22 protein-coding genes are annotated in these 26,290 nt (G+C 71.6%); 8 read left to right on the top strand and 14 right to left on the bottom strand.

The window, feature by feature from the left end:
• Window positions 1-734 precede the first annotated feature (734 nt).
• The 5 genes from IEY30_RS12095 to IEY30_RS12075 form a co-directional block, all read right to left on the bottom strand.
• Window positions 735-1,409, bottom strand: coding sequence for a Type 1 glutamine amidotransferase-like domain-containing protein (locus IEY30_RS12095; RefSeq protein ID WP_030196278.1), 675 nt, complete (start codon window positions 1,407-1,409; stop codon window positions 735-737).
• A 64-nt stretch (window positions 1,410-1,473) separates the two neighbouring features.
• A complete protein-coding gene (locus tag IEY30_RS12090) occupies window positions 1,474-2,520 on the bottom strand; it encodes an ABC transporter ATP-binding protein (protein ID WP_043416490.1) in 1,047 nt (348 codons plus the stop codon).
• Window positions 2,517-3,335, bottom strand: a complete 819-nt coding sequence (locus IEY30_RS12085) for an ABC transporter permease (protein ID WP_030196272.1) — start codon at window positions 3,333-3,335, stop codon at window positions 2,517-2,519. Before IEY30_RS12085 ends, IEY30_RS12090 begins: the two co-directional genes overlap by 4 nt.
• Window positions 3,332-4,228 carry an ABC transporter permease gene (locus tag IEY30_RS12080; RefSeq protein ID WP_030196269.1) on the bottom strand — a complete coding sequence of 299 codons (897 nt, stop codon included), beginning with the start codon at window positions 4,226-4,228 and terminating at the stop codon, window positions 3,332-3,334. The genes IEY30_RS12085 and IEY30_RS12080 overlap by 4 nt, the downstream gene beginning before the upstream one ends.
• Window positions 4,221-5,360 (bottom strand): ABC transporter substrate-binding protein, encoded by a 1,140-nt coding sequence (locus IEY30_RS12075; RefSeq protein WP_081920407.1) that lies wholly within the window; start codon window positions 5,358-5,360, stop codon window positions 4,221-4,223. The genes IEY30_RS12080 and IEY30_RS12075 overlap by 8 nt, the downstream gene beginning before the upstream one ends.
• Window positions 5,361-5,711: 351 nt before the next feature.
• Here IEY30_RS12075 and IEY30_RS12070 point away from each other — a divergent pair, with 351 nt between their 5' ends.
• The 5 genes from IEY30_RS12070 to IEY30_RS12050 all read left to right on the top strand — a co-directional run bounded on the left by IEY30_RS12070 (window position 5,712) and on the right by IEY30_RS12050 (window position 11,637).
• Complete coding sequence (locus IEY30_RS12070) at window positions 5,712-6,863, top strand: magnesium and cobalt transport protein CorA (protein WP_188960133.1); 1,152 nt, start codon at window positions 5,712-5,714, stop codon at window positions 6,861-6,863.
• 36 nt (window positions 6,864-6,899) lie between these two features.
• Window positions 6,900-7,730, top strand: coding sequence for a DUF72 domain-containing protein (locus IEY30_RS12065; RefSeq protein WP_030196262.1), 831 nt, complete (start codon window positions 6,900-6,902; stop codon window positions 7,728-7,730).
• Window positions 7,731-7,849: 119 nt separating this feature from the next.
• On the top strand, window positions 7,850-8,368 hold the full coding sequence (locus IEY30_RS12060; protein WP_030196260.1) for an OsmC family protein: 519 nt from the start codon (window positions 7,850-7,852) through the stop codon (window positions 8,366-8,368).
• 9 nt (window positions 8,369-8,377) lie between these two features.
• The gene (pta, locus tag IEY30_RS12055; RefSeq protein ID WP_030196259.1) at window positions 8,378-10,483 is read left to right on the top strand and encodes a phosphate acetyltransferase; all 2,106 of its coding nucleotides are present in this window, start codon (window positions 8,378-8,380) and stop codon (window positions 10,481-10,483) included.
• Window positions 10,480-11,637, top strand: a complete 1,158-nt coding sequence (locus IEY30_RS12050) for an acetate/propionate family kinase (protein WP_030196256.1) — start codon at window positions 10,480-10,482, stop codon at window positions 11,635-11,637. Before pta ends, IEY30_RS12050 begins: the two co-directional genes overlap by 4 nt.
• A gap of 71 nt (window positions 11,638-11,708) precedes the next feature.
• On the opposite strand, the gene IEY30_RS12045 is transcribed toward IEY30_RS12050, so the two are convergent.
• Window positions 11,709-12,581, bottom strand: a complete 873-nt coding sequence (locus IEY30_RS12045; RefSeq protein ID WP_030196254.1) for an SDR family oxidoreductase — start codon at window positions 12,579-12,581, stop codon at window positions 11,709-11,711.
• Between the two features lie 325 nt (window positions 12,582-12,906).
• On the opposite strand from IEY30_RS12045, the gene IEY30_RS12040 reads away from it, so the two are divergent.
• Window positions 12,907-14,160: an AI-2E family transporter gene (locus IEY30_RS12040; protein WP_229674963.1), complete on the top strand. Its 1,254-nt coding sequence runs from the start codon at window positions 12,907-12,909 to the stop codon at window positions 14,158-14,160.
• A gap of 61 nt (window positions 14,161-14,221) precedes the next feature.
• On the opposite strand, the gene IEY30_RS12035 is transcribed toward IEY30_RS12040, so the two are convergent.
• From IEY30_RS12035 to IEY30_RS12005, 7 genes are all read right to left on the bottom strand, one after another.
• Complete coding sequence (locus IEY30_RS12035) at window positions 14,222-15,034, bottom strand: alpha/beta fold hydrolase (protein WP_030196243.1); 813 nt, start codon at window positions 15,032-15,034, stop codon at window positions 14,222-14,224.
• A 63-nt stretch (window positions 15,035-15,097) separates the two neighbouring features.
• Window positions 15,098-15,595, bottom strand: a complete 498-nt coding sequence (locus IEY30_RS12030; protein ID WP_052358423.1) for a MarR family winged helix-turn-helix transcriptional regulator — start codon at window positions 15,593-15,595, stop codon at window positions 15,098-15,100.
• A 210-nt stretch (window positions 15,596-15,805) separates the two neighbouring features.
• Window positions 15,806-16,915, bottom strand: coding sequence for a SepX/GlpR family protein (locus IEY30_RS12025; RefSeq protein WP_156035190.1), 1,110 nt, complete (start codon window positions 16,913-16,915; stop codon window positions 15,806-15,808).
• A 70-nt stretch (window positions 16,916-16,985) separates the two neighbouring features.
• Complete coding sequence (locus IEY30_RS12020; RefSeq protein ID WP_030196236.1) at window positions 16,986-17,618, bottom strand: GNAT family N-acetyltransferase; 633 nt, start codon at window positions 17,616-17,618, stop codon at window positions 16,986-16,988.
• A gap of 7 nt (window positions 17,619-17,625) precedes the next feature.
• Window positions 17,626-18,120 carry a MogA/MoaB family molybdenum cofactor biosynthesis protein gene (locus IEY30_RS12015; protein ID WP_030196233.1) on the bottom strand — a complete coding sequence of 165 codons (495 nt, stop codon included), beginning with the start codon at window positions 18,118-18,120 and terminating at the stop codon, window positions 17,626-17,628.
• Complete coding sequence (gene moaC, locus IEY30_RS12010) at window positions 18,113-18,616, bottom strand: cyclic pyranopterin monophosphate synthase MoaC (protein WP_052358422.1); 504 nt, start codon at window positions 18,614-18,616, stop codon at window positions 18,113-18,115. Before moaC ends, IEY30_RS12015 begins: the two co-directional genes overlap by 8 nt.
• A complete protein-coding gene (locus IEY30_RS12005; protein ID WP_030196227.1) occupies window positions 18,616-21,258 on the bottom strand; it encodes a UTP--glucose-1-phosphate uridylyltransferase in 2,643 nt (880 codons plus the stop codon). Before IEY30_RS12005 ends, moaC begins: the two co-directional genes overlap by 1 nt.
• 59 nt (window positions 21,259-21,317) lie before the next feature.
• Here IEY30_RS12005 and IEY30_RS12000 point away from each other — a divergent pair, with 59 nt between their 5' ends.
• The gene (locus IEY30_RS12000) at window positions 21,318-21,932 is read left to right on the top strand and encodes a 5-formyltetrahydrofolate cyclo-ligase (RefSeq protein ID WP_030196224.1); all 615 of its coding nucleotides are present in this window, start codon (window positions 21,318-21,320) and stop codon (window positions 21,930-21,932) included.
• A gap of 67 nt (window positions 21,933-21,999) precedes the next feature.
• On the opposite strand, the gene IEY30_RS11995 is transcribed toward IEY30_RS12000, so the two are convergent.
• A complete protein-coding gene (locus tag IEY30_RS11995; RefSeq protein WP_052358457.1) occupies window positions 22,000-24,534 on the bottom strand; it encodes a penicillin acylase family protein in 2,535 nt (844 codons plus the stop codon).
• 228 nt (window positions 24,535-24,762) lie between these two features.
• Between IEY30_RS11995 and IEY30_RS11990 the strand changes: the two genes are divergently transcribed.
• Window positions 24,763-26,283: a potassium/proton antiporter gene (locus IEY30_RS11990; RefSeq protein WP_081920405.1), complete on the top strand. Its 1,521-nt coding sequence runs from the start codon at window positions 24,763-24,765 to the stop codon at window positions 26,281-26,283.
• The last annotated feature ends 7 nt before the right edge of the window (window positions 26,284-26,290 follow it).

Raw genomic sequence — 26,290 nt, 5'->3', positions numbered from 1 at the left:
CAAGCTGCGCCTGCGGCGCAGAAAAGCGCGGGGACCCGCGGCAGGGACCCCGCGCTGCGGGCGCTGTCGCGCCGTCCTCGCGCACCCCGCCGCCCCCACGCTTTATGACGAGCTCACGGCGGAGCCCGACGTCCTGACGACACTCGCAGCCGGCCCCTCGTCGATCGGCCGGGACTCAGGCGCCTGGACGAGGGAGGCCCCAGCCGTCGCCGCTCGGGCACAGCCCCACGGAGGACCACTGCCCACCTCGAGCGCCTGGTGACCGAGACAGCCCGCGTGGCCGACTTCCTGACGCGCCTTCTGCGCGGCACCTGCCAGCGCGCAGGGTTCCCGTCACTGCGCAGACCCGCGTGCTCGAGTCGTGTCCCCCCGGTGTCCCCCGAGCCACGAAACTGCCATCTGGCAACGGTGCCGAGGTAACGCATGCAGAGCACCAGGAAGAGCACGACAACGGCCCGGCACCTGTTCGCAATGAGAAGGTCAGGGGTTCGAATCCCCTCAGCTCCACAACATGAAGAAGGACCGGACACGCTTTTCGTCCGGTCCTTCTTCATGTTCTGGGTCAAGGCGCGGGGATTCGGGAGGAGCCCGGAGCGCAGCGGAGGGCGACGGCTCCCCTCAGCTCCACCAACGGCAGAGAGACCGGACACGCTTTTCGTCCGGTCCTTCTTCGTGTTCCGGGTCAAGGCGCGGGGATTCGGGAGGAGCCCGGAGCGCAGCGGCAGGTCCGGCAGCTAGTGCGGGCTCACCTCAGGCAGGAGACTCCAGCGCCCCTCGGACACCACCTGGGCCACCCCGTCGACCACCCGGATCGCGGACTGGTCGTCGAGGACGTACGCCGGGCCGCCGATCTCGGCCGCCCACTTCTCGGCATCAGCCATGGTGTTCTCCGGGAACACGTCGAGGTGGGGAAAGACCGCGAAGTCGACGAGGCCGAGCGTGCGGTCGTCGGGCGCTCCCGGCCACTGCACGAAGTCGGGCCCGATCCGCGGCGTCATCACCATGCTGCCGGCGCTCACGCCCACCCAGACCGTGTCGGACAGCGACGGCAGGAGGTCCGCCAGCCCGGACTCCTTCATCCAGTGGCACAGGTACGTCGCCTCGCCACCGTCCACGAGCAGGACGTCAGCCTCACGAACCCACGGCACCCAGCGTTCTTCCCCGATCGTCGCCAGCGCAGACAGCTCGAGCAGGCCGAGCGATTTCCACGGCATCGAGGTCATCCCGCCCCAGGGCGGCAGACCAGCGACGAACCCGCGCGCCGAGACCGGTCCGCACATCGGATGACCCCACTGTGCGGTGGGGATGCAGAGGGCCGTCGCCTCGTCGACCGGCTTGCCCAGCAGGTCGACGAGCGCCTCGTTGATGGTCGGGTTCGTGACTCCGCCGGACGTGAGCAGCATCTTCACGAGGCCCACTGAACCACACGAAGGCGGCGGTCATCCGTCGGCAGCGCCGGGGCGGGAGACCCGGCTACCCCGCGGCGATGGCGAGAGCCGGCGCCCCCACCGGACGGACCGTGACGCGGTCGCCGGGTGAGAAGTCGGCCACGACGGCACTGGGCACCTGGACGAGCACCGGGTGCAGGTTCTCGCCGGGGCTGACGACGACGCGCCCCTGCGCCCCGAGGAAGCTCGAGCTGATGACGACAGCCGCCCCGGCGGCGTCCTGGGTCACGGTCAGGTGCTCCGGGCGGATGAGCACCGTCACGGGCCCCTCGCTCGCCGAGCCGGGCAGGAGCGGGACGTCGGCACCGAGCACCTGGACGGTCATCCCGTGCGACGTGCCCATGACCCGATTCGTCAGTCCCACGAAGTCCGCGACGAAGTCGTCTGCCGGCCGGGAGTAGAGCTCCTGCGGCGCCGCGAGCTGGAGGAGCCGCCCGCTGCGCATGACCCCGACCCGGTCGGCGATCGCCAGCGCCTCCTCCTGGTCGTGGGTCACGAAGAGGGTCGTCGTGCCGACCTCGAGCTGGATGCGGCGGATCTCGTCGCGCAGCTGGGTGCGGACCTTGGCGTCGAGCGCGGAGAGCGGCTCGTCGAGCAGCAGCACCTGCGGCTCGATCGCGAGCGCCCGCGCCAGCGCGACGCGCTGCTGCTGGCCGCCCGACAACTGGTGGGCGTACTTGTCGACGTGGGCCGAGAGCCCGACGAGCTCGAGCATCTCGGTCGAGCGGCGGCGCCGCTGCTCGCCGCCCTGCTTGCGCAGCTGGAGGCCGAACTCGACGTTCTGCCGCGCGGTCAGGTGCGGGAAGAGGCTGTAGGCCTGGAAGACCATCCCCATGTCGCGCTTGTTGGTCGGGACCCTCGTCAGGTCCTTGCCGCCCACCTCGACCCGGCCGGAGTCCGGGTCCTCCAGCCCGGCGAGGCACCGCAGCGCCGTCGTCTTGCCGCAGCCGGACGGCCCGAGCAGGGCCACGAGCTCTCCGGGCTCGAGGTGCAGGGTCAGCCCGTCGAGGGCGTTCACCCCCGAGTAGGTGCGGCGCAGGTCGGTCAGCTGGACGGCGACGCCACGGCTCATGAGGTCTCCTTGCGGGAGGGGCTCCGACCGCCGACGAACGACAGTGCGAAGAGGACGAGGAAGGCGAAGACGAGCGACGCCAGGCCGACCGCGACGCTGACCTGTGCGTCGGACTTGCCGAGGAAGAACATCGCGACCTGCAGGTTGGTGCGGCTGAACAGGTTGGCGATGGTGAACTCGCCGAGGGTCAGCGCCACGGCGAGGAACGCCGCCGAGAGCACCGCAGTGCGCAGGTTGGGCAGCACGACCCGCACCATCACCGTGCCCCAGCCCGCTCCGAGCGAGCGCCCGGCCTCGGAGAGGGTCTTGACGTCGATGGCCCGCAGGCCGACGTCGAGGGAGCGGTAGGCGTAGGGCAGCACGAGGATGACGTAGGCGAACCCGAGCCAGATCGTCGACTCACCGAGGAAGTAGGTCACCCACGAGTAGACGGGGGTGAGCCCGACGACGAGGACGATCGCTGGCACCGTGAGCGGCAGCAGGCAGAGGAACTCGACGGTGCGCGACAGGCCGGGCAGCCGCAACCGCACCCAGGTCATCGTCGGGACGAGCAGGACCAGCATGACGACGACCGTCAGCACCGCCAGCCCCACCGATGCGGTGAAGCCCGCAGCCAGGTCGGGGTAGTCCCGGGAGACGCCCTGCACGTCGACGAGCTTGGCCCACGTCGCACCGGTCCGGTTGCCCTGCGCGTCCTTGGTGGTGAAGTCGAGCATGCCCGCGAGCGGTGCCGCGAAGAACAGCATGCACAGCGTCACCACGACCCAGCGCAGGACCGACTGGCGACGACGCCGGGTCGCCCTGATCCCGCTCATCGCGCCAGCCAGCGTGACGCGCGGCGGTCGATGGCGGCATACAACGTCATGACCGCAGCGACGACGACGACCATGAGCAGTGCCATGGCCTTGCCGACGTTCTCCTGCCCGAGGATGACCTCTGAGTTCAGGGTTCCGCCGATCGCAAGCGGAAGGAGCGGGGAGCCTTGCGAGACAAGGGCGGCCGCCGTCGCGTAGGCACTGAACGCGTTGGTGAACAGCAGCAGCAGGGCGCCGACGAACGACGGGAACAGGATGGGCGCCGCGACCTTGCGCCAGTAGAGCCACGTGCTGCCGCCCAGGGTCTCGGCGGCCTCGCGCCACTGGGGACGCAGGCCCTCGACCGCGGGGAGGAAGACGATGAGCATGAGCGGGATCTGGAAGTAGAGGTAGACCAGCATGAGGCCCTTGTTCCACTCGTACAGCCACAGGCCGCCCGTGTCGTCGAGACCCGTCGAGGCCAGCAGCTTCGTGAGGTAGCCCGTGGCGCCGAACGTCGCGAGGAACGCGAAGGCCAGGGCCACGCCACCGAACTGCGCCAGCACCCCGCACAGGGAGGTCGTGAAGCGGCGGAGCACGCCGTCCGGCCTCGCCGTCGACACGGCATACGCGAGGAAGGCGCCGATGACGGCGCCGGCCACGGCGGTGACGGCCGACAGGATCAGCGAGTGCCAGAGGGCCGAGGTCACGGCCGGCTCCGCCAGCGCCCTGACGTTCGCGAGGCTCAGCCCGCCCTGACCGCCCGGCCCCGTCGCGATGAACGCCCCGACGACCACGACCAGGGTCGGGACGAGGAGGAAGACCGTGACGTAGACGAAGAAGGGGACGACGCCGAGGAGGGCGCTCGACGGCCGGCGACCGGCGAGCGCCCCTCGACGAGCAGTGTCAGCCAACGGCGTTCGCCCACGCCGTGGCGAGGTAGGCCTTGCCGGACGTCGCGTCGGCCTGGGAGGGCACGACCGGGGTCCCGCTCACCTTCGGCAGCGCGGCGGCCGCGGCGGCATCGAGCGAACCGGCCTTCTGCATGGCGTCGAAGCGGACCGGGCGCGCACCGCCCTTGAGCCAGAGGTTCTGCCCCTCGTCGGAGTAGAGGAACTCCTGCCAGAGGCGTGCGGCCGCGGGGTGCGGCGCGTCCTTGTTGATGGCCTGGTAGTAGTAGCCGGCGATGACGGCGCCCTCGGGGACGACGACCTTCCACGACGGCAGCTTCGCGGTGGCGGCGGCGTTGAGGTAGTCCCAGTCGATGACGACGGGGGTCTGGCCGGACTGGATCGTGGCCGGTGTGGGGTCGACGGGGATGAAGTTGCCGGCGGCCTTGAGCTGCTTGAAGAAGTCGACACCCTTGGTGAGGTCACCGGCGGTGCCGCCCTGGGCGACCGAAACCATCTGGACGCCGGCGAACGCGGCTCCGGCCTTCGTGGGATCGCCGTTCAGAGCGACCTTGCCCTTGAACTCCGGCTTGAGCAGGTCGGCGACGCTCGTGATGGTTGGGACCTTGGAGGAGTCGTAGCCGATGGACATGTAGCCGCCGTAGTCGTTGACCCACGCGCCGTTGGCGTCCTTGAACGAGTCGGGCACGTCGGCGAAGGTCGCCACCTTGTAGGGCGCGTACTTGGCCGTGTTGGCGAGGGCGACGGCTGCACCGAGGTCGAAGACGTCGGGCGCGGTCGACTGGCCCTTGAGCCGGTCCGCCGCGGTGATCTCGTCGGCGCTGCTCGCGTCGGGCTGAGCGCTCGTGACCTTGATGCCGTACTTGTCGCCGAACGCCTTAATGATGGCGCCGTAGTTGGCCCAGTCCGGTGGGAGGGCGATGACGTTGAGCGCGCCCTCCTTCTTGGCCGCGGTGACGAGCGCGTCCATCCCGCCGAGGTCCGCTGCCGACGTGGCGGTGGCGGCACTCTTGCCGCCCGGAGCCGTGGTGGTGTCGGAGCTCTTCGTCGGCGCCGAGCAAGCGCTGACGACCATGGCCGACGTGGCGACCAGAGCGAGCATCCCTGTGGACCGGCGCAACAGGACAGAGTGCATGCGATTCCCTCCCAGTGACGAGAGCCCGAGGCGGGCTGATTCGAACACTAGGGGCAACGCGGTCCACGTGAGTAGGACTTTCGGCCCGGTTCATGTGATGCCCACGAACACGTCATCACCGGTTCGCACGCACCCGAAGACCAGGCGCCACACGACAGTCGGGTCTAGACTCCCCCGGGGCGACGGCACACGGGCACGTCGCGCGACGACGGCAGGGAGGTGGGCGCCATGTGCGGCGAGCCTCCCAGTCATAGGCCCGACGAGAGCTGACCGCTCGAGACTCCCGAAGGGGCCTCGCGGCGGTTCTCGTCGCGATGACCGCCTGCCCCTTCGTCCCACCCGGGAGTCGTCATGTCCGAGCGCCCTCGCAACCCCATCCGCACCCTCGCCGGCCGCGTGCGCCGTCCGTCGCCGTCCACGCACGCCGGCCGCACCAGCCCGCAGCCGACCGCCCCGTCGACCCGTCAGGACCGCCGGCCCGGCGCGAGCATGGTCGACAGCGCCATCTACGTCGACGGGAGGCGCACGGCGTCGCCGGTGACGCTCGCCGAGACGTTCCGCGGCCTGCGGGAGCTCACCAAGTCCGTGGGCTGGATCGGTCTCTACCGGCCCACCCAGGACGAGCTCGCCGCTCTCGCAGCGGAGTTCGACCTGCATGAGCTCGCGGTCGAGGACGCCATCGTCGCCCACCAGCGACCGAAGATCGAGCGGTACGGCGACACCCTCTTCGTCGTGCTCCGGGCGGCCCGCTACGTCGATGCCTCCGAGGAGGTCGAGTTCGGCGAGGTGCACCTCTTCGTCGGCCCCGACTTCGTCATCACCGTGCGGCACAGCGAGGCACCCGACCTCTCGGCCGTGCGCCGTCGCCTCGAGAGCGACCCGGAGCTGCTCGCCCGCGGACCCGAGGCCGTCCTCTACGCGATTCTCGACCGCGTCGTCGACGGCTACGGACCCGTCGTCCGGGGACTGCGCAACGACATCGACGAGATCGAGACCGAGGTCTTCCGCGGCGACCCCGCGGTGTCGCGGCGCATCTACGAGCTGAGCCGCGAGGTCATCGAGTTCGAGCGCGCCGTGCGTCCGCTCGCGACCGTCATCCAGTCCCTGTCGGCCGGCTTCGAGAAGTACGGCACCGACGAGGAGCTGCGGCGCTACCTGCGCGACGTCGAGGACCACCTCACCGAGGTCCGCGAGCAGGTCGACGGCTTCCGTCACCTGCTCCGCGACATCCTCACGGTCAACGCGACCCTCGTGGCGCAGCAGCAGAACGAGGAGATGAAGACCCTCACCGAGGCGAGCATGGACCAGAACGAGGAGGTCAAGAAGATCTCCGCGTGGGCCGCGATCCTCTTCGCGCCGACGCTCATCGGCACGGTCTACGGGATGAACTTCGACGCCATGCCGGAGCTGCACTGGCGCTTCGGCTACCTCTACGCCATCGGCATGATGGGGCTCGTCAGCATCGGGCTCTACGGCATCTTCAAGGGGCGTCGCTGGATCTAGCCGGTCCTGCGGCGTCCCCACGGGTAAGGAGCGGACATGCCTCACGCACGGATCGGCGTCTCCGGCTGGCGCTACCCGTCGTGGCGCGGCGACTTCTACCCCAAGGGTCTCCCCCAACGCCTCGAGCTGACCTACGCCGCCGAGCGGATGACCTCCATCGAGCTCAACGGGTCGTTCTACTCCCTCCAGCGACCGAGCTCGTATGCCGCGTGGCGCGCTGCCGTCCCCCGTGACGTCGACTTCGCCGTCAAGGGCGGACGGTTCATCACCCACATGAAGGCGCTGCGCGACGTGGAGACGCCCCTGGCCAACTTCTTCGCGAGTGGGGTCCTCGCGCTCGGGCCGCAGCTCGGGCCGGTCCTGTGGCAGCTGCCTGAGCGGATCACCTTCGACCGCGAGCGCCTGGCCCGCTTCTTCGAGCTGCTGCCGCGCACGACCGGCGACGCCGCGCGCCTGGCCGAGCAGCACGACGACAAGCTCAAGGAGGACCGGATCCTCACGACGTGCGAGGTCGACGCACCGGTGCGCCACGCGCTCGAGCCGCGGCACGAGAGCTTCGACTCGCAGGAGGCGCGGGCCCTGTGCCAGGAGCACGGCGTCGCCATGGTCATCGCCGACAGCGCGGGCCGCTGGCCCGTCATGGACGACGCGACGAGCGACTTCCGCTACGTGCGCCTGCACGGCGAGACCGAGCTCTACGCGAGCGGCTACACCGACGCCTCCCTCGACCGGTGGGCGCGGACCTGCGAGGCCTGGCTGGAGCAGGGCCACGACGTGCACGTCTACTTCGACAACGACGCGTTGGGCCACGCGCCGCACGACGCGGTGCGCCTCGTCCGCAGACTCGGCCTGCACACGACCGCGTGAGCCGGAGGGGACGCCGTCCCGCAGGGGCGCACGCGACCCGAGCACCCGGCATACGGTGTCGGGACAGGACCCTGACGACGGGAGCCAGCCATGGCCCAGCAGCACCTGAGCGACGCGACATGAACCGGGACGAGCTGCGCGCGGCGCAGGAGCCGCTCAAGGCGCGCTACCGGGAGGACCCGGAGGCCGCGATGCACTCGGTCTCGGCGAGCGCCGTCTTCGGGGAACCGGTCACCGTCGAGGTGCGCACGACGGCGGGCGTCGTGCGCGCAGGACTGCACCCGGCGACAGGCGGCGACGGGTCGGACGCCTGCTCGGGCGACATGCTCATGGAGGCGCTCGTCGCGTGCGCGGGTGTCACGCTGCACGCCGTCTCGGTCGCGTTCGGCGTCGAGCTGCGCGACGTCGCGCTGCGGGCGGAGGCGCAGTTCGACGCGCGCGGCACCCTCGGGGTCGACCGGGCCGCGCCGGTCGGGGTCCTGCTGCCGCGCCTCGTCGCCGAGGTCTCGACGGACGCGGACGACGCGACGCTGGCACGGCTCGCGACGGCGACCGAGCGCTACTGCGTTGTCGGGCAGTCCCTTCGGCACCCGCCGACCTTCGAGGTGCGCCGACGCCCCAGCGCTGCGGACCGGTAGGTTCGTGCCGTGAGCCGAAGCGTCTACGTCGCCTCGCCGGAGGGGCTGACGGGCAAGTCCGCCGTGGCCCTCGGCCTGCTCGACGCCCTGTTGCGAGAGGTCGGGTCGGTCGGCGTCTTCCGCCCGCTGACGACGTTGGGCGGCACGGGTCCCGACGACGAGGTCGACCACATCGTCGAGATGCTCGTGAGCCAGCCCGGGGTCGAGCAGACCTACGACGAGGCACTCGGCGTCACCTACGCACAGGCCCATGACGACCCCGACGAGGCGCTGCACCTCATCGTCGAGCGGTTCGGCGCCCTGAGCACACGCTTCGACGTCGTGCTCGTGCTCGGCTCGGACTACACCGACGTCTCGACCGGCACCGAGCTGTCCTTCAACGCCCGCGTCGCCGCCAACCTCGGCTCGGCCGTCGTCCTCGTCGTCCACGGCCGTGACCGCACCCCCGACCAGATCCGCGTCGCCGCCGACGGCGCCATCGCCGAGCTGCGCGCCAACCACGCCCAGACGGTCGCCGTCGTCGCCAACCGGGTCGAGCCGGACGACCTCGACGAGGTGCGGGCAGCGCTGGCCACGCTCCCCTTCCCCGTGACTGCGGCGATGCCGGAGAACTCTCTGCTGTCCGCCCCGAGCTTCCGCGCCCTCGCCGACGCCATCGGCGCCCAGCTCGTGCTCGGCAGCGAGTCGTGGATGGACCGCGACAGCCTCGGGCTCATCGTCGCCGCGATGAGCCTGCCCAACGTCCTCGCGCGGCTGGGACCGGACGTCACCGTCATCGCGCCGAGCGACCGCACCGACCTCATCCCCGGACTGCTGCTCGCCCACCAGTCGGGCACCTTCCCGACGCTCGCCGGGATCATCCTCACCGGCGGCTACCCGATCCCCGAGACGATCTCGCGGCTGTCGGCCGGCGTGCAGCAGGACCTGCCGATCGCGCTCACCGACGACGGCACCTTCCGCACGGCCGAGCGGCTCATGCAGGTGCGCGGCCCCATGACGAAGGGCTCTCGCAACAAGATCGAGACCGCACGTCGCCTCTTCGCCGAGAGCGTCGACCAGGCGGCCCTCCTCGCGGCCGTCGACGTCTCGGCCTCCGAAGTGCGCACGCCGCTGATGTTCGAGTTCCAGCTCATGGAGCGGGCTCGCTCGGACCGCAAGCACATCGTGCTCCCCGAGAGCCAGGACGACCGCATCCTCGAGGCGGCCGACATCCTGCTGCGTCGCGGCGTCGCCGACCTGACGCTGCTCGGTGACGAGACGAAGGTACGGGCGCGCGGCTCGGCCCTCGGGCTCGACCTCGACGCCGCTGCGGTCCTGTCCCCCACCGACCCCGAGCTCGTCGAGCGCTTCGCGCAGGAGTATGCCGTCGCGCGGGCCCACAAGGGCATGACCGTCGAGCGCGCCCGTGAGGTCGTCACCGACATCTCGTACTTCGGCACGATGATGGTCCACCTCGGTCTCGCCGACGGCATGGTGTCGGGCGCGGTCAACACGACGGCGCACACGATCCGGCCGGCGCTCGAGTTCGTCAAGACGGCCGAGGGCGTCAAGACGGTCTCGAGCGTCTTCCTCATGTGCCTGGCCGACCGGGTGCTCGTCTACGGCGACTGCGCCGTCATCCCCGACCCCACCGCCGAGCAGCTCGCCGACATCGCCATCTCGTCGGCGCAGACCGCGCAGCAGTTCGGCATCGAGCCGCGCGTCGCGATGCTGTCCTACTCGACGGGGTCGAGCGGCTCGGGCGCCGAGGTCGAGAAGGTCCGCGCCGCAACGACGCTCGTCGCCGAGCGTGCCCCGGAGCTCGCGCTCGCCGGGCCGATCCAGTACGACGCGGCCATCGACCCGGTCGTGGGCCGCGCGAAGATGCCGGACTCCGACGTCGCGGGCCACGCGACGGTCTTCGTCTTCCCCGACCTCAACACGGGCAACAACACCTACAAGGCCGTCCAGCGCAGCGCGCACGCCGTGGCGGTCGGCCCCGTGCTGCAGGGCCTGCGCAAGCCGGTCAACGACCTGTCGCGCGGCGCCCTCGTCGACGACATCGTCAACACCGTCGCCATCACCGCCGTGCAGGCGCAGGGCGTCTCGGCCGAGCAGCAGGGAAGCAACCAGTGACGCAGTCCCCCACCGACCGTCCCGTCCTCGTCCTCAATGCCGGGTCCTCCTCGCTCAAGTACCAGCTCGTCGTGCCCGAGTCGGGCGAGGTCCGCGCCGCCGGTCTCGTCGAGCGCATCGGCGAGTCCGGCAGCGAGGTCGCCGACCACTCCGGCGCCCTGGAGGCGATGCGATCGCAGCTGCAGGATGCCGGGATCCGGCTCGACGAGGTGCCGCTGCGCGCCGTCGGGCACCGCGTCGTCCACGGCGGCCCCGACTTCTCCGAGCCGGTCGTCATCGACGACGGCGTGCTCGACCGCATCAAGGCGCTGAGCGCTCTTGCGCCACTGCACAACCCGGCGGCCGTCATCGGCATCGAGGCCGCGCGCAAGCGCTACGACGTGCCGCACGTCGCGATCTTCGACACCGCCTTCTTCTCCTCCCTGCCGACCGAGGCGTCGACGTATGCCGTGCCCCGCGACCTCGCCGCGAAGCACTCGATCCGCCGCTACGGCTTCCACGGCACGTCGCACCAGTTCGTCGCGCACGCCACCGCCGAGCTGCTGGACCGGCCCGTCGAGGACCTGCGTCAGGTGATCCTCCACCTCGGCAACGGCTGCTCGGCGTCGGCGGTCCGCGGCGGCCGCGCCGTCGAGACGTCGATGGGGCTCACGCCGCTGCAGGGCCTCGTCATGGGCACGCGCTCCGGCGACGTCGACCCCGGGCTGCACGCATATCTCGCCCGTGAGGCGGGGATGTCCCTCGACGAGATCGACACCCTGCTCAACAAGAAGTCCGGGGTGCTCGGCCTCAGCGGCGTCAACGACTTCCGCGAGCTCGTGCAGCGGGTCGAGGCCGGCGACGACGACGCCCGCCTCGCCTTCGACGTCTTCGTGCACCGGCTCAAGCACTACGTCGGGGCGTACCTCGCGATCCTCGGCGGCGCCGACGTCCTCGTCTTCACAGCAGGCATCGGTCAGCACAGCGCCCCGGTCCGCGCCGCGGTCGCCGCCGGCCTCGGCGAGCTCGGCATCAGCATCGACGACGCCCTCAATGAGGCCGGCTCGACCGAGGCACGGGTCATCTCGCCCTTCGGGTCACGGGTCGTCGTCGCCGTGGTGCCGACGAACGAGGAGCTGGCCATCGCCCGCCAGACCGCCGACCTCGTCGGCTGACCCGCTGACCCTGGTCGGATGGTCCCGCGGCCCCGGTCGAGGTGATGCCGGCACTCAGGCGGGTGCCGCGATCACCTCGACCCGCGCTGGGACACGAGGTGGTCCCGCAGCGAGGTCGGCCGGCGGCCGGTGAGGCGTTCGACGTCGTCGCTGACCCCGTCGAGCTCGCCGGCGGCGACCGCCGTGTAGGTGGAGACCCAGGCGTCCACCTGCCAGTCCGGCGCCCCGTAGGCGGCGCGCGACGCATACGCCTCCTCCACCGTCTCGTCGTGGAAGCGCACGTCCCGACCGGTGACCTCACTGACCGTCCGGGCCATCTCGGCGAACGTCAGGGCCTCCGGCCCGGTCAGGTCGTAGCTCGCGCCCTCGTGCGACGCCGGGTCGAGCAGCACGGCGACAGCGGCGCGGGCGATGTCGGCGTGCGACACGACGGCCGCGCGGCCTTCGCCTGCCGGGCCACGGATGAGGCCGTCGTCGCCGACCATCTGGTCGATGAACTCGAGGTAGAGGTTGTCGCGCAGGAAGGTCCACGACATCCCGGAGGCGCGCAGGTGCTCCTCGGTGGCGGCGTGGTCGCGGGCGAGGGTGAACGTCGCGTCGGGGGCCGCGCCGAAGAACGACACGTAGACGCCGTGGTGCACACGAGCCGCGGCCGCCGCGTCGACGAACGCACGGTGCTCGGCCAGCCGGTCCTCGTTCTCGGCCGCCGAGACCATGAAGAGCGTCTCGACACCCTCGAGGGCAGCCCGGGCGGCGTCGCCATCTCGGTAGGTGCACTGGGCCGCAACGGAACCCGGCAGGTCCGGGGCCCGCGTCACGTCACGCACGAGCAACCGCTGCCGGACGCCTCGGTCCGCGAGGTCCCTGGCGACGAGCCCGCCGAGCCAGCCGGTCGAGCCGGTGACGGCGAGGGTGGGACGGTCTGCAGCCGAGGCGTCGCTCATCCTCCGAGCGTACGCACGGCCGACGTCAGGTTCGCCGGACCAGGCGTGCGAGGTCGACGGACGCCGGGACGACCACGACGGACGCCCGTGCGTGACCAGCGAGGGCGACGCGGCCGCACCGGTGGCGCTGGTGGCGCCTTCTCCCAGAACGTCGTCATGCCGAGAGTGTCGTCGTCGACGTCGCGGCGGGGGCCCTCATCCACCGCGCCGATGCCCGATCGTGACACCGAGTCAGCCACCGTGGCAGCCACCGAGGCAGCCGTCGCGGACCGACCCCACGGCGGGTGATCCACCGGAAGCCCGCCACGCGGCATACGGTGTGGTCGTGACCGACAACCACGCCGCCCCCTCCGGCGCGCCTCGCGACGTGACCCAGCCCGTCTCCACGCGCGACGGCGACGACGCGCTCGACCTCGACGACCGCCCGACGAGCACCGCTGACGAGATCCACGACGAGATCCACGACGAGATCCCCGGTGTGGAGGCCGCGGCCGTGCCGCAGAGCATCCGGGTCGCGAGCGAGTGGGCCTGGCGCCTGCTGCTCATCGGCGCCGCCATCTACCTGCTGTCCCTCGCCGTGCGCACCGTCTCCGAGATCATCGTGCCGGTCGCGATCGCGATCCTGCTGACGGCGCTGCTGCGCCCCGTTGCGAGCTCGCTGCACCGGGTCATGAAGCCGGGCGCCGCCGCCGGCCTGACCCTGCTCGGCACGATCCTGCTCATCAGCGCCCTGTTCACGCTCGTCGGCACGCAGTTCAGCAGCGGCTTCTCCGACCTCACGAGCCAGGTGGCGACCGGCCTCGAGCGCATCCGCGACTGGGTGCGCACGACGTTCAAGATCACCGACGCCCAGTTCGACGCGTACTTCAACACCATCCGCGACAAGGTCAGCGAGTCGGGCAACCTCGGCGACACCGCGACGTCGGTCGGCCTCACCGCGACGCACTTCGTCGCGGGCCTGTTCATCGCGCTCTTCTCGCTGTTCTTCTTCCTCTACGAGGGACCGCGCATCTGGAGCTGGGTGGTGCGGCTCTTCCCGCGCGCGACCCGGACGCGCGTCAACTCCTCCGGCTTCATCGCCTGGCACCAGCTCTCGGCGTTCGTGCGCGCGACGATGATCGTCGCCTTCGTCGACGCCGTCGGCATCTCGGTCGGTGCGGCGATCCTCAAGGTGCCCTTCGCGTTCGCGATCGGCATCCTCGTCTTCATCCTCGCGTTCATCCCGATCGTCGGTGCGCTGCTCTCCGGCGCCGTCGCGGTGCTGCTCGCCCTCGTGGCCCACGGTCCCGGGGTCGCGCTCATCATGCTCGCGATCGTCATCGGCGTGCAGCAGCTCGAGTCGCACGTGCTCCAGCCGTTCCTGCTCGGCAAGGCGGTCAGCGTCCACCCGCTCGCGGTCATCCTCGCGATCGCGACCGGCTCGATCATCGCCGGCATCGTCGGCGCCCTCGTGGCCGTGCCGTTCGCGGCCGTCCTCAACGCCGTGGGCAAGCACCTCTTCAGCGACGAGTCGTCAGCGGAGCTCGACCACGAGATGGAGGCGTCCGCGCGCGAAGGAGGGGCACCCGCCAACGCCTGAACCGATGGCGTATGCCGTGTGGCGCGGACCCGCGTCCGTCGCCACACGGCATACGACACCGTCAACGACGGGCGGCACCCAGCTCGGCCAGGAACCCGTCGACGGCGGCGTTCCACGCGTCGGGCTGCTCCATGTTCGGGTAGTGCGCGCTGCCCTGCACCTCGGCGTAGCGCCCGCGACGCACCCCGGCGGCGAGGCGGCGTCCCATGTCCAGGTGGTCCTCCGAGTCGAGGGCTCCACACAGGGCGAGGACGGGTTGCTCGATCTCGTCGAGCCGGTCCCACGCGTCGTGGACCGGCTCGGGCATGACAGCGTCCGGGCTCGCGTGGCGGGCAAGCGTGTCGGTGAGCATGCGTCGGCACCGCTCGACCGTGTCGCCGGCGACCTCGTCGAGTCGGCGGTGCGGCCCGGCGCAGAAGGCGAGACTCGCCTCGACGTAGGCGGCGGCATCGCGCGCCGCGACGGCCCGGTGCCACTCCTGGAGGATGGCGACGACCCACGGGTCCGAGAAGGTGGCGACGCTCGTGCCCGTGCCGCTCACGACCAGGGCGCGGACGGCGTCCGGATGCTCGAGCGCGGTGTCGGTGGCGGCCCCACCGCCCATGGACAGGCCGACCAAGACGGCTGGCCCGGCGTCGATGTGCCGCACGAGCGCGGCGACGTCGTCGCAGTGCCGCGCCGGTGTGAACAGCGTCGAAGCCTCGCCGTGCCCACGGAGGTCGGGCACGACGACCCGGTGGCGAGCAGCCAGCGCCGAGACCTGGTCGTCCCACATCCTGTGGTCGACACCGCCGCCGTGCAGCAGGACGACGAGGTCTCCGTCCCCGGTGTCGGTGTAGGCGAGATGTCCGTCGTCGAGGGCCAGTCGGTGCACGGGTGCCTCCTGCGTCATGGGTTGGGTGGTTGCCTGGTCCGTGGTGGTCGGTGTCCGTCTGGCTCAGCGGGAGCGGGCACGGTCGGCGGCGCGGACGTCCGGATGCGGCACGGTGGCCCCGGGACCCGCGATCTCGCGCACCGCGGCCGTGAGGCGCCCGAGCACCTCGGCGCAGTGGGCAAGGTCGCCGGGTTCGATCCCCGTGGTCGCCGCCTCGAGGTTCGCGGCCTCGGCTGCGCGGAGCTGCGCGAAGACCCGCTCACCTCGCGGCGTGACGGTGACGAGGCGGGACCGGGCGTGAGCCGGGTTGTCGCGCAGCGCCAGGTGCCCTAGTCGCACGCCGTCGTCGACGACCTTCTGCACGCCTTGGCGGCTCACGAGCAGCTCACGTCCGAGGTCTGGGACGGTCTGGGGACCGCCGTCGAGAAGCAGCTCCAGCACGGCGCGAAGGGGCAGCGTCAGGTCGGTCCCGACCAGGAGGTCGGAGACGGCGCGGGCGGAGAACTGGTGCAGCGGGCGCACGTGACGCAGGACGGCATACGCCGCATCGACCCGATTCATGACAACCAAGTTGTCATATCTTCCAAGGTGGCCGCAAGCCTCCACCTGAGCCACCCGTCCCGGCTCCGCCCCGGCGGAGAAACCGCGCCAGAACAGCCCATCGCACCACGCCAACTCCGCCGGGGCGGACAAGCCGTGCGAGAGACCCGCCCTACAACCACGACAACTCCGCCGGGGCGGAGCTGTCGGCGTTCGGCTGGTGGGTCGCGGTTACTGCGAGACGGCGCGGCGGGCGAAGAGGGCCCGGTCGTCGAGCTCCTCGGCCTCGTCGGCGAACTCCGGGGTGTCGAAGACGTCCGCCGGGATGCCGCTGTCGGTGTAGCGCGGCTCAGCCTTGGCCTTGAGGGAGTACGTCGGGCGCGGCACCGGCACCGGGCTCCAGCTGCCCTCGGCGACCGGAGCGGCCTCGGTGTGGACGACCGCCTGCGCCGCGGCGACCGGCACCTCACCGGTGACGGGCGCCTGGACGTCGAACACACCGGGCTCGACGTGCTGGGCGACGAGGGGCGGCTGCGACGCCGGGACGACGGTGGAGGTCGCCGGGACGGGCGTGCTGCGGATGACCTGGGTGTCCTCGCTCGACAGGACCGGCACGTGGTGCTCGGCGCGTCGGCGAGAGCCACGACGCCCACGGGGAGCCTCGGCGTCAGCGCGCTCGTCGGCGCCGGCCCGCAGCTGGTCGGTCTGGGCCTCGGCGCGCAGCCACACGAGCACGGCGGCGACGGTGAGCACGGCGAACGGGATCGAGATCCACATGAGGACGCCGGTGACCGTGAGGGTGATCGAGACCGGGAGCCACGCGAGTGCGACGAGGAGCAGAGCCGCGCGAATCCGCCGCTGTGCCAACGGAACCCGCACGGGAGCGGCCGATCGGCTTGGCGTGGCGCGGCCTGCGTGGTGCGACTGGCCGGCTGACTCGGGCATGCGGTCCACCTCGGCGGCGTAGGGGGCGATGTCGTGGTCGGTGTGGCTGTGGTCCGACGGGCCACCCGACGGGAGGGTGGCGTTGAGCACGCGCTCGTCGGCGCGACGGGCGACGAGCGGGGAGCTCCGACGCGTGCTGCCCGCGGGCACGGCCCGCTTCACGTCGACGGTGGGGCGGCCCGTGGTGGCGGGCTTGACGGCGTACGAGTGGGGGCGCGGCGTGCTGAGCTCGGTGGCCGGCAGGGCCCGCCGCTTCTCGAGGACGCGCATGGCCTGGGTGAAGCCGTCGACGGAGCGGGTGGCTGCGGCGTCCTCGCGCCGGCGCGCCCAGTGCTGCACGAGATAGGCAGCCCAGATCGCCACGATGACGACGAAGATCAGGCTGCTGACGGGCACGTGACCCACGGTAGGACGCGGTTCGGTAACGACCCCGGACATTCGAGGCGTGTCGCGCAAGAGGCTGGTGTTACACCTGTGACAGACGAGCCATGAGGGTCGATCCGGCGAGGTCCTCCGTGGTCGCGGCGAACGACCGGTGGTCGCGCCAGCCCCCGTCGATGTGCAGGAACCGCTCGCGGACCCCCTCGTCGCGCAGCCCCAGCCGCTCGACGACCCGGAGCGAGGGCACGTTGTCGAGCCGGATGTTGACCTCGACGCGGTGCAGCCCGCCCGCGCCGAGCGCGTGGTCGAGCGCGAGGGCGACAGCGCGCGTGGCGATGCCCTGCCCGGTCACCGCCTCGTCGAGCCAGTAGCCCGCCGCGGCGGACTGCTGCGCCGCCCGGACGATGCCGAAGAGGTGCACCTGCCCGACGATGCGCCCGCCGACCTCGATGCACCACGGCATCGCCCGGTCCGCGGCCGCCTCGGCGTCGAGGTCCCGGACGAACTGCCGGAACGAGACCGGGGTGCGCGCGGGCGAGCCCGGCGGAAGCGTCGGCTCCCACGGCTGGACGTATGCCGCGTTGTCCCGCCGCACGCGTTGCCAGTCCCGCTCGTCGTCGACCCGCAGGGGACGCAGCACGATCGGGGGCTCGAAGGTGGCGTCGCGCAGCACGACGGGCCACCGGCCCCGTCCGTCACGGTGCGGACGCCACGGCATCCTCACCTCAGTGGTCGCTGCCGGGGATCTGGTCGAGGGCGTGCCCCAGGACCGGCTCGAGCACGACGAGCGCGTCGCTCACGCCACCGCGCGAGCCGGGCAGGTTGACGACGAACGTGCGCCCCGACAGGCCCGCAAGCCCGCGGGAGAGCATCGCCGTCGGCACGCCCTTGGCGACGCCGGCCGCACGGATGGCCTCGGCGACACCCGGCACCAGCCGGTCGAGCAGCGGCGCCGTCTGCTCGGGAGTCGCATCGGTGGGCGTGAGGCCGGTGCCCCCGGTCGTCAGCACGAGGTCGGGCTCGCTCGCGAGCACCTCGCGCAGCTCCATGCCGAAGTCGTCACCGTCTGCGACGACGATCGGCGAGCTCACCGTGAAGCCCCAGCCCCGCAGCCGGTCGACGATGATCGGCCCGGACACGTCGGCGTAGACCCCGGCCGCGGCCCGGGTCGACACCGTCACGACGACGGCTCGGCGGCTCTTGCCCGGACCGTCACTCATGCCAGTCCCCCGAGCGGCCGCCGGACTTGGCGGTGACGCGCACGTCGGTGATGCGGCCGTGCTTGTCAACGGCCTTGACCATGTCGATGAGCGCCAGCGCGGCGACCGAGACGGCCGTCAGGGCCTCCATCTCGATGCCGGTGCGGTCGGCGGTGCGCACGGTGGCCGTGATGTCGGCGCCGTCGTCGGCGACCGTCACGTCGACCTCGACGCCGTGCACGGCGATCGGGTGAGCGAGCGGGATGAGCTCGGGCGTGCGCTTGACCGCCTGGATGCCGGCGATGCGAGCCACCGCGAGCGCGTCGCCCTTGGGCACCCGGCCCGACCGCAGCGCTGCCACGGCGTCGGGGCTCAGCAGCACCCGCCCGGCCGCGCTGGCCTCGCGCGCGGTCACGGCCTTGGCCGAGACGTCCACCATGTGCGCGCTGCCGTCCGCGCGGACGTGCGTCAGCGAGGGCGCCGGAGTCGAGGGTGCCTCGGGCGACTGGTCGCTCATCAGGCCTCCTTGTCGAGGAGGAGGACGTCGACGACCTCGCCGGCGACGAGCTCGGTGACGTCCTCGGGCACGACGAACAGGGCGTTGGCCCGCGAGAGGTCGGCGACGAAGTGCGAGCCCTGGCCTGCCACCGGCACCGCCACGAGCGTCCCCTCGGCGGAGCGGGACACGACGGCGCGGCCGTACTGCCTCCGGCCGACGAAGGACTCGACGCCGGAGATGAGGGTGGCCGGTCGCAGCCGGCGCTTCTCCGGGGTCAGGCGCATGAGCCGACGCAGCGCCGGCCGCACGAAGATCTCGAACGAGACGAAGGACGACACCGGGTTGCCGGGCAGGGCGAAGAGCGGCACCTGCTTGCCGTCCGGGCCGGCGAGCAGGCCGAAGCCCTGCGGCTTGCCCGGCTGCATCGCCACCTTGACGAAGTCGATGCCCTTGCCGCGCAGCGCGCTCTTGACGACGTCGTAGGCGCCCATCGACACCCCGCCGCTCGTGATGACGATGTCGGCCTTGCCCACGATCTCGTCGAGAGCGGCGAGCAGCTCCTCCTCGGAGTCGCCGACGGCACCGCGCACCTCGGCGGTCGCTCCTGCGCCGACGGCCGCCGCCCAGAGCATCGAGGAGTTCGAGTCGTGGATCTGACCGGGGCCCAGGGGCTTTCCGGGCTCGACGAGCTCGGTGCCGGTGGACAGGACGACGACGTGCGGGCGGCGGTGGACCTCCACGCCGGCGTGACCGCAGGCCGCGAGCAGGGCGATGGTGCGCGCGCCGACCACCTCTCCGGCGGTGACGACGACCGAGCCCGTGGCCACGTCCTCGCCGCGCGGCCTGACGTAGCGGCCCCGTGCCACGGAGGCGCGGCACTCGACCTCACCGGTCGCGGCGCCGTCCGTGTCCTCGACGGCGATGACCGCGTCGGCCCCGTCGGGGACCGGCGCGCCGGTCATGATCCGAGCGGCCTCGCCCGGGCCGACCGAGAAGGTCGGGTCGTCACCGGCCGCCACCTCGCCGACGATGCGCAGCCGCACGGGCGCCTCGGCCGCGCCGGCGAGCGACTCCGCGCGGACGGCATACCCGTCCATCGAGGAGTTGTCGAAGCTCGGCAGGTCGACGTTCGAGCGGACGTCGCGCGCGACGACGAGACCGAGGGCCTCGGTGAGCGGCGTCCACTCGGTCGGCGACGGCTCGAGCGTCGCGAGGATGGCCTTGAGGTGCTCGTCGACGGTGCGCACGTCGCTCGGGAGGGCTCCGGGTCCCGCTGCGGTGAGGGGCGGCTCGCCGAGCACGGAGTCGTCGAGGACGCGTCGGTAGCCGTCGATGAGCACGTCGCCGATGCAGCGGACGTTCCGGCCGAAGACGGGGTCGCCGATGACGCGCAGGCTCGTGCAGTCGCGCATCGACGGCACGCCCTTGGGGAAGCGCTTCTCGAAGCCGGACACGAAGCGGTAGGCCGAGTCGAGGTCGACGTAGGGCTCGGGGCCGTCGACGGTGGCGACGACGTGGTAGCCCTCGTCGAGCGAGAAGAAGTCGGACCGGATGACGAGCAGGTCGTTCGTCGTCTTGACCGGCCTGAAGCGCGTACGGGGCACGAGGATCGCCTCGGACCCCTCGAAGACCTCGATCGCCGTGCCCATCGCCGACTCCATCTGGATGACCTCGGGCGAGCTGGGGTCGGCGGGGTCGACGTTCTTGTGGTTGACGATGATCGGCAGGCCGAGGACCCCCTGCTTGGCCGTCATACGCTCGCGCAGGACCTCGAGGTCGATCCACACGTTGTTGGCGTTGAAGGTGCTGTGCCGCTTGATGTCGCGGAAGTAGCGCTCCTCCCCCTCGGCGACCATCGCCGTGTCGCGCAGGACGATGCGACCGTCGGACTTGCGCACCGCGAGGTGGCCGCCCTTGCGGTCGCTCTTGGTGCGCTGGCACACCTCCGCGACGTAGGGCAGGCCGCGCTCGACCATCCAGGCCGCGACGTCGGGGTCGCAGGTGGCGCCGAGGTTGTCGGAGTTGGAGAGGAACGCGTAGCGGATCCCCTTCTCCAGCAAGGCGTCGAGCACGCCGGAGGTGACGAGCGAGACGTAGATGTCGCCGTGGCCGGGCGGGCACCACTCGAGCTCGGGGTCGGCGGGCCACTGGACGGGCATGAGGTCGTCGGGTCGCAGCTTGGGCTCGGCGCTCTGGATGAAGTCGAGCGGCAGGCCCTCGACGGCCAGGTCCGGGTACTTCGAGAGGATCTTGAGCGACTCCTCCGACGTGCGGAAGGAGTTCATCAGCACGAGCGGCAGCTCGACGCCCCAGCGCTCGCGGAGGGCGAGCACCTGCAGCGCGATGATGTCGAGGAAGGTCAGGCCGTCCTTGACCTCGAGCGCCGACTTGGCGCCTGTCATGCCCATGCCGGTGCCGAGGCCGCCGTTGAGCTTGATGACCGCGGTCTTGGACAGGGCCTCGCGGGCCTCCTCGTCGCTGACCTGCACCTCACCCAGCGCCTGGATGTCGCCGAGGGGCTGGATCGACTCCTCCGGGATGGTGCCGAGCGCGCCGGCCTGCAGCTGCTGGAAGTAGTGCTCGAAGACGCTGATGGCCTCGGGCCCCAGGCCTCTCCGGCGCATCAGGTCGACGGAAGCGCGCAAGGCCTGGTCACTCATGGCCCTCACCTTACGATGGGCTCCATGCACGTCCGGCCCGTCCCACGAACCCGATCAGCGTGACAGCGGGCACCAAGCGTGACGTGCGTCACGCCGCACGGGCCCGACGGCGTGAGCTCGCGCGCGGGACGGACCCCGCGGCCCGCGAGGCCGCTGCCGTCGCGATCGCCGACGCGGTCCTGCGCTTCGTGCCCGAGCCCTGCCGGGTGGCCGTCTACGAGTCGCTCCCGGACGAGCCGCCGACCGGCCGCCTCGTCGAGGCGCTCCTTGCCGCCGGGCACGAGGTCATCGTGCCGATCGTGCTCGAGGACTTCTCGCTGGAGTGGAGGTATGCCGTCCCCGGCGCCTCGGGCGACGATGCCACCGTGCGCCGCCCGGGCCACGGCGGCCACGAGCCCGACGCCGACGAGCGGCAGCGCTGGCTGGGCACCGACGCCCTCGCCACGTGCGACCTCGTCGTGACGCCCGGCCTGTCGGTCGACAGCCACGGCACGCGGCTCGGACAGGGCGGCGGCTGCTACGACCGGGCCCTGCTGCACCGCGACCCGTCGGCACCCGTCGTCACGCTGCTGCACGAGGGAGAGCAGAGCGAGCTCGACCTGCCGGCGGACGCGCACGACGTGCCCGTCGACGGCTACGTGACGACCACCGGCCGCGTCGTGCGCCTGCGCTGACGAGGTCAGCACACGGCATACGCCCTCGCGTCGCGGACCTCAGGCAGCGAGCGTCAGGGAGCGGACGTCAGGGAGCGGGAGCCTGCGACGGCGGCACGAGGGTCAGATCGTCGTCCGTCGCGTCGCGCACCGCGGCCTGGCTGAACGGCCACGCGAAGGTCTCGTTGGCCGCCCACGCGTCGATCTGGTCGGCGTAGTGGTCGTCGTAGGCGTGCCCCGACTGGCCCGTCGAGTTGACCCAACGGGACGCGTCGAGGTTTCCGAGGTCGACGACCATGCGCATCGACGGGCCGTTGGTCACGTCGTAGCCCGGCTTCGAGGCGTTCCACGAGTTGGCGTTGACGATGGAGTTGCCGCCGCCGAGCTCGATGTCGTTGCGGTTGAAGAGGTTCTGGACGATCTCCGGCACTCCGTCGGCGCCCATGACCTGGTGCTTGAGGTCGAGCTGGTGCAGGCGGCCCCAGCGCCACGTGGCGGGCACCTTGCCGAGCTCGCGCGCGAGGTCGAGACGGGCCTCGACGAGAGCCCGCTTGAGGATCTCGCCCGACCCCTCGGTGACACCGGGGGTCGTCTTGTCGTCCCACCAGTCGTTCTTCGGGTCCTTGAGCAGCTGCTCCATGACGACCATCCAGCGGCTGCCGCCGTCGGGGGCGATGTCGGGCGGGAGCTCGTCGAAGGTGTACTGCAGGAGGTACTTCCAGACGGCGTTGTAGTACGCCGCCGAGGCCGCGTCGCGCGACTTGTCGTTGGGCTGGCTGCCGTCCCAGTCGCGCAGCAGCCGCTGGGCCTGTGCGGTGAAGTCGTCGACCTGCACCGACAGGAGCCGCTCGACGAGCTCGGGAGCGTAGGTGTTGCGGGTGTCGCCCTGGATCTGCGACATCGTCTCGGGCGAGACCTTCGGGGTCGCGGCGAGGACCGTGCGGATGCGCTGCGCCCGGAAGCCGTAGTCCCACTCGGACGTCAGGAACGGCGTCGGGCTCGCGGTGACGGCCTGGTTGGCCGTGACGACGAAGCCCTCGGCCGGGTCGAACGAGGTCGGCAGGTCGTCGAAGGGGACGTAGCCCTTCCAGTCCCACTGGGAGTCCCAGCCGGGCGAGGGCCAGAAGCCGGGGGCCGCACCGGGTGTCGCCGACCGACGGACCGGGATCTTGCCGGGCGCCTGGTAGCCGATGTGCCCGGCCGTGTCGGCGTAGACGAGGTTCTGCGACGGGACCGAGAAGAGCGCGGCCGCCTTGCGGAAGTCGGCCCAGTTCGTCGCCCGGTTGAGGGCGAAGATCGCGTCGGCGGTCGTGCCCGGTGTCAGCGCCGTCCACGCGAGCGACACGGCATACCGGTTCGACTGCGGCGCACCGCGCACGACGCTGCGGTCGCCGGCGGCATCGATCGACGGGACCACGTCGGACAGGATCGGGCCGTGCACCGTCGAGCGGACCGTCAGGGGCACGTCGGCGCCTCCGGCGACCTTGATGACCTCCTGGCGCTTCGTGACGCGCACGTTGTCACCGTCGCGGAGGTAGGTGTCGCCCGAGACCTGCTCGAGGTAGAAGTCCGTGACGTCGGGGCCGAGGTTGGTCATGCCCCACGCGACCTTGTCGTTGTGCCCGATGACGACGCCGGGCAGGCCCGAGAAGGTGAAGCCCGAGACCTGGAAGGGGCACGCGGCGCTGAGGGTGCGGCACTGGAGGTTGACCTGCCCCCAGATGCCGGGGATCGACAGGGCGAGGTGCGGGTCGTTGGCGAGCAGCGGCTTGCCCGTCGTGGTGCGCGAGCCGGAGACGACCCACGAGTTGGAGCCGATGCCGTCGCCGCGCCCGAGGCTGACCGGGACCGCCTCGATTGAGGCGAGCGCCGAGTCGATCGCGTCGCTGCCGTCGGGCGTGCGCAGCGCCTTCAGCGCGGCGGGCGCAGGGCTCGCGGCCTGGTCGCTCTGGGCCGACGCCGGCTGCCAGTCCTGCTCGGAGAGGATCGGCTGGTTGCGGTCGACGGGGTAGGGCGGGTAGAGCAGGTTGACCTGCTTGAGCGAGCGGGTCGTGCGCGACAGGCGCGCGCGGGCGAGCTCGTCCTTGTAGTCGCCGCGCAGGTCCCACGCCATGGCCTTGAGCCAGGCGAGCGAGTCGACGGGCGTCCACGGCTCGACGCGGTAGCCGGGGTTGCGGCGCGCGAGCACGGTGTACTCGAGCGACATCTTCTCGGGCGACTCGGTCTTCTTGATGTAGGCGTTGACGCCGTCGGCGTACGCCTGGAGGTACTGCCGGGTCTCGGGCGCGAGCTTGGGCAGCTCCTGCTCGGCGACGCGGCGCCAGCCCATCGCGCGGATGACCTTGTCGCTGTCGATGCCGGCGCTGCCGACGAGCTCGGACAGGCGCCCGGCCGTCACGTGACGGCGCAGGTCCATCTCGAAGAAGCGGTCCTGGGCGCTGACGAAGCCCTGCGCGCGGAAGAGGTCGTTCGCGTTGTCGGCGAAGATCGTCGGGACGCCCTGGGCGTCGCGGTGCACCGAGACGGAGCTCGTGAGGCCCTCGATCTCGAGCTGGCCGGTGGTGTCCGGAAAGGACTGTCGCACCACACCGATCGCCAGGATGCTCACCGCGACCACCGCCATGACGACGAGGACGGAGACGAGCAGGACGATCCGACGGGCGCGCTTCAACCGTGACACGCGACGAGCCTAGGCCACCGCCGACGGCCCGGACCGCAGCCCGGCGGGCGCCGGCGCACATCGTTGCCGAACCGACGACAAACCTGTGACGTGGGTCGGCCGAGCCCCGGACCGCTCCACGACGGGCCACGCCGGGATGGTTGGATTGCCACCAGACCTGAGGAGCTGCCCTTGCCCGCACTCGCATCCATCACGTCGTCGACCATGGACCTCGACGACCTGACGCGTGTGCTCCTCGTCGGCTCGCTCGTGCTGCTCGTGGCGGTCGCCGCCGTGCGCCTGTCGGTCCGCTCGGGCCTGCCGTCGCTGCTCATCTACCTCGGCATCGGCCTGGCCCTCGGCAACGCCGGCGCCGGCATCCAGTTCGACGACGCGTCCATCACGCGGGTGCTCGGCTACGCCGCCCTCGTGCTCATCCTCGCCGAGGGTGGCCTGACGACGTCGTGGTCCAACATCAAGGACTCGGTCGCGCCCGCCGCGGTGCTCTCGACGGTCGGCGTCGTCGTGTCGGTGCTCGTCGTCGCCGTGGCCGCCCACACCCTCCTCCCCCTGTCGTGGACGATCTCGCTGCTCATGGGCGCGATCGTCACCTCGACCGACGCGGCCGCCGTCTTCGCCGTCCTGCGCAACGTGCCGCTGCCCAAGCGCCTCTCGGGGATGCTCGAGGCCGAGTCGGGCTTCAACGACGCGCCGGTCGTCATCCTCGTCGTCGCGTTCGCCGCCCAGGGCGTGCCGGGCGGGACGGCCGACCCGTGGTGGGTGCTGCTCCTGCACGCGGTCGTCGAGCTCGTCGGCGGCGCGCTCGTCGGTGGCGCGGTGGGCTGGCTGGGCGGGCAGATCCTGCACCGCGTCGCGGGCGCGTCGTCCGCGCTCTTCTCGATCGGCGTCGTCTCCCTCACGGTGCTCGCGTATGCCGCGGGCGCCGCCGTCCACGTCTCCGGCTTCCTCGCCACGTACCTCTCGGCCCTCGTGCTCGGCAACATGGGGCTGCCCAACCGGGTCGCCTTCCAGAGCTTCGCCAACGCCCTCGGCTGGATCGCGCAGATCGGTCTCTTCGTGCTGCTCGGCCTGCTCGCCGACCCGCGGCGCCTCGGCGAGCAGCTCATCCCCGCCATCGTCATCGGCCTCGTCCTGCTGCTCGTCGCCCGCCCGCTGTCGGTCGTCGCGTCCGTGTCGTGGTTCAAGGTGCCCTGGCGCGACCAGCTCTTCCTGTCGTGGGCGGGGCTGCGCGGCGCCGTCCCCGTCGTGCTCGCAACCGTGCCGCTCGTCGTCGGCACGCCGGACACCGAGTGGATCTTCGACCTCGTCTTCATGCTCGTCGTCGTCTTCACCATCGTCCAGGGCCCGACGCTGCCGTGGGTGGCGCGGCGCCTCGGGCTCACCGAGCAGGTGCACTCGGTCGACGTCGACCTCGAGTCGACCTCGCTCATGGAGATCAGCGCCGACGTCATCCAGGTGACGGTCGGACCGCAGTCCCGGCTGCACGGCGTCGCCGTCTTCGAGCTGCGCCTGCCCAAGGGCGCCAACGTCACCCTCGTGGTGCGCGGCGGCGAGGGCTTCGTCCCGGACCGGCACACGACGATCCGGCACGGCGACCAGCTGCTCGTCGTCACGACCTCCAAGGTCAAGCAGCGCACCGAGCAGCGCATCCGCGACATCAGCCGCGGCGGACGCCTCGCCGGGTGGCCGTAGACTGACC

Source organism: Terrabacter tumescens (assembly GCF_014646815.1).
Taxonomy (GTDB): domain Bacteria; phylum Actinomycetota; class Actinomycetes; order Actinomycetales; family Dermatophilaceae; genus Terrabacter; species Terrabacter tumescens.
This window is presented reverse-complemented; position numbering and strand designations above follow the sequence as displayed.

Coding starts and splice junctions, on each gene's coding strand:
- IEY30_RS12090 (WP_043416490.1), bottom strand. CDS start 2,520: ATGAGCCGTGGCGTCGCCGTCCAGCTGACCGACCTGCGCCGCACCTAC.
- IEY30_RS12085 (WP_030196272.1), bottom strand. CDS start 3,335: ATGAGCGGGATCAGGGCGACCCGGCGTCGTCGCCAGTCGGTCCTGCGC.
- IEY30_RS12075 (WP_081920407.1), bottom strand. CDS start 5,360: ATGCACTCTGTCCTGTTGCGCCGGTCCACAGGGATGCTCGCTCTGGTC.
- IEY30_RS12070 (WP_188960133.1), top strand. CDS start 5,712: ATGTCCGAGCGCCCTCGCAACCCCATCCGCACCCTCGCCGGCCGCGTG.
- IEY30_RS12065 (WP_030196262.1), top strand. CDS start 6,900: ATGCCTCACGCACGGATCGGCGTCTCCGGCTGGCGCTACCCGTCGTGG.
- IEY30_RS12060 (WP_030196260.1), top strand. CDS start 7,850: ATGAACCGGGACGAGCTGCGCGCGGCGCAGGAGCCGCTCAAGGCGCGC.
- IEY30_RS12045 (WP_030196254.1), bottom strand. CDS start 12,581: ATGAGCGACGCCTCGGCTGCAGACCGTCCCACCCTCGCCGTCACCGGC.
- IEY30_RS12030 (WP_052358423.1), bottom strand. CDS start 15,595: ATGAATCGGGTCGATGCGGCGTATGCCGTCCTGCGTCACGTGCGCCCG.
- IEY30_RS12020 (WP_030196236.1), bottom strand. CDS start 17,618: ATGCCGTGGCGTCCGCACCGTGACGGACGGGGCCGGTGGCCCGTCGTG.
- IEY30_RS12015 (WP_030196233.1), bottom strand. CDS start 18,120: ATGAGTGACGGTCCGGGCAAGAGCCGCCGAGCCGTCGTCGTGACGGTG.
- moaC (WP_052358422.1), bottom strand. CDS start 18,616: ATGAGCGACCAGTCGCCCGAGGCACCCTCGACTCCGGCGCCCTCGCTG.
- IEY30_RS12005 (WP_030196227.1), bottom strand. CDS start 21,258: ATGAGTGACCAGGCCTTGCGCGCTTCCGTCGACCTGATGCGCCGGAGA.
- IEY30_RS11995 (WP_052358457.1), bottom strand. CDS start 24,534: ATGGCGGTGGTCGCGGTGAGCATCCTGGCGATCGGTGTGGTGCGACAG.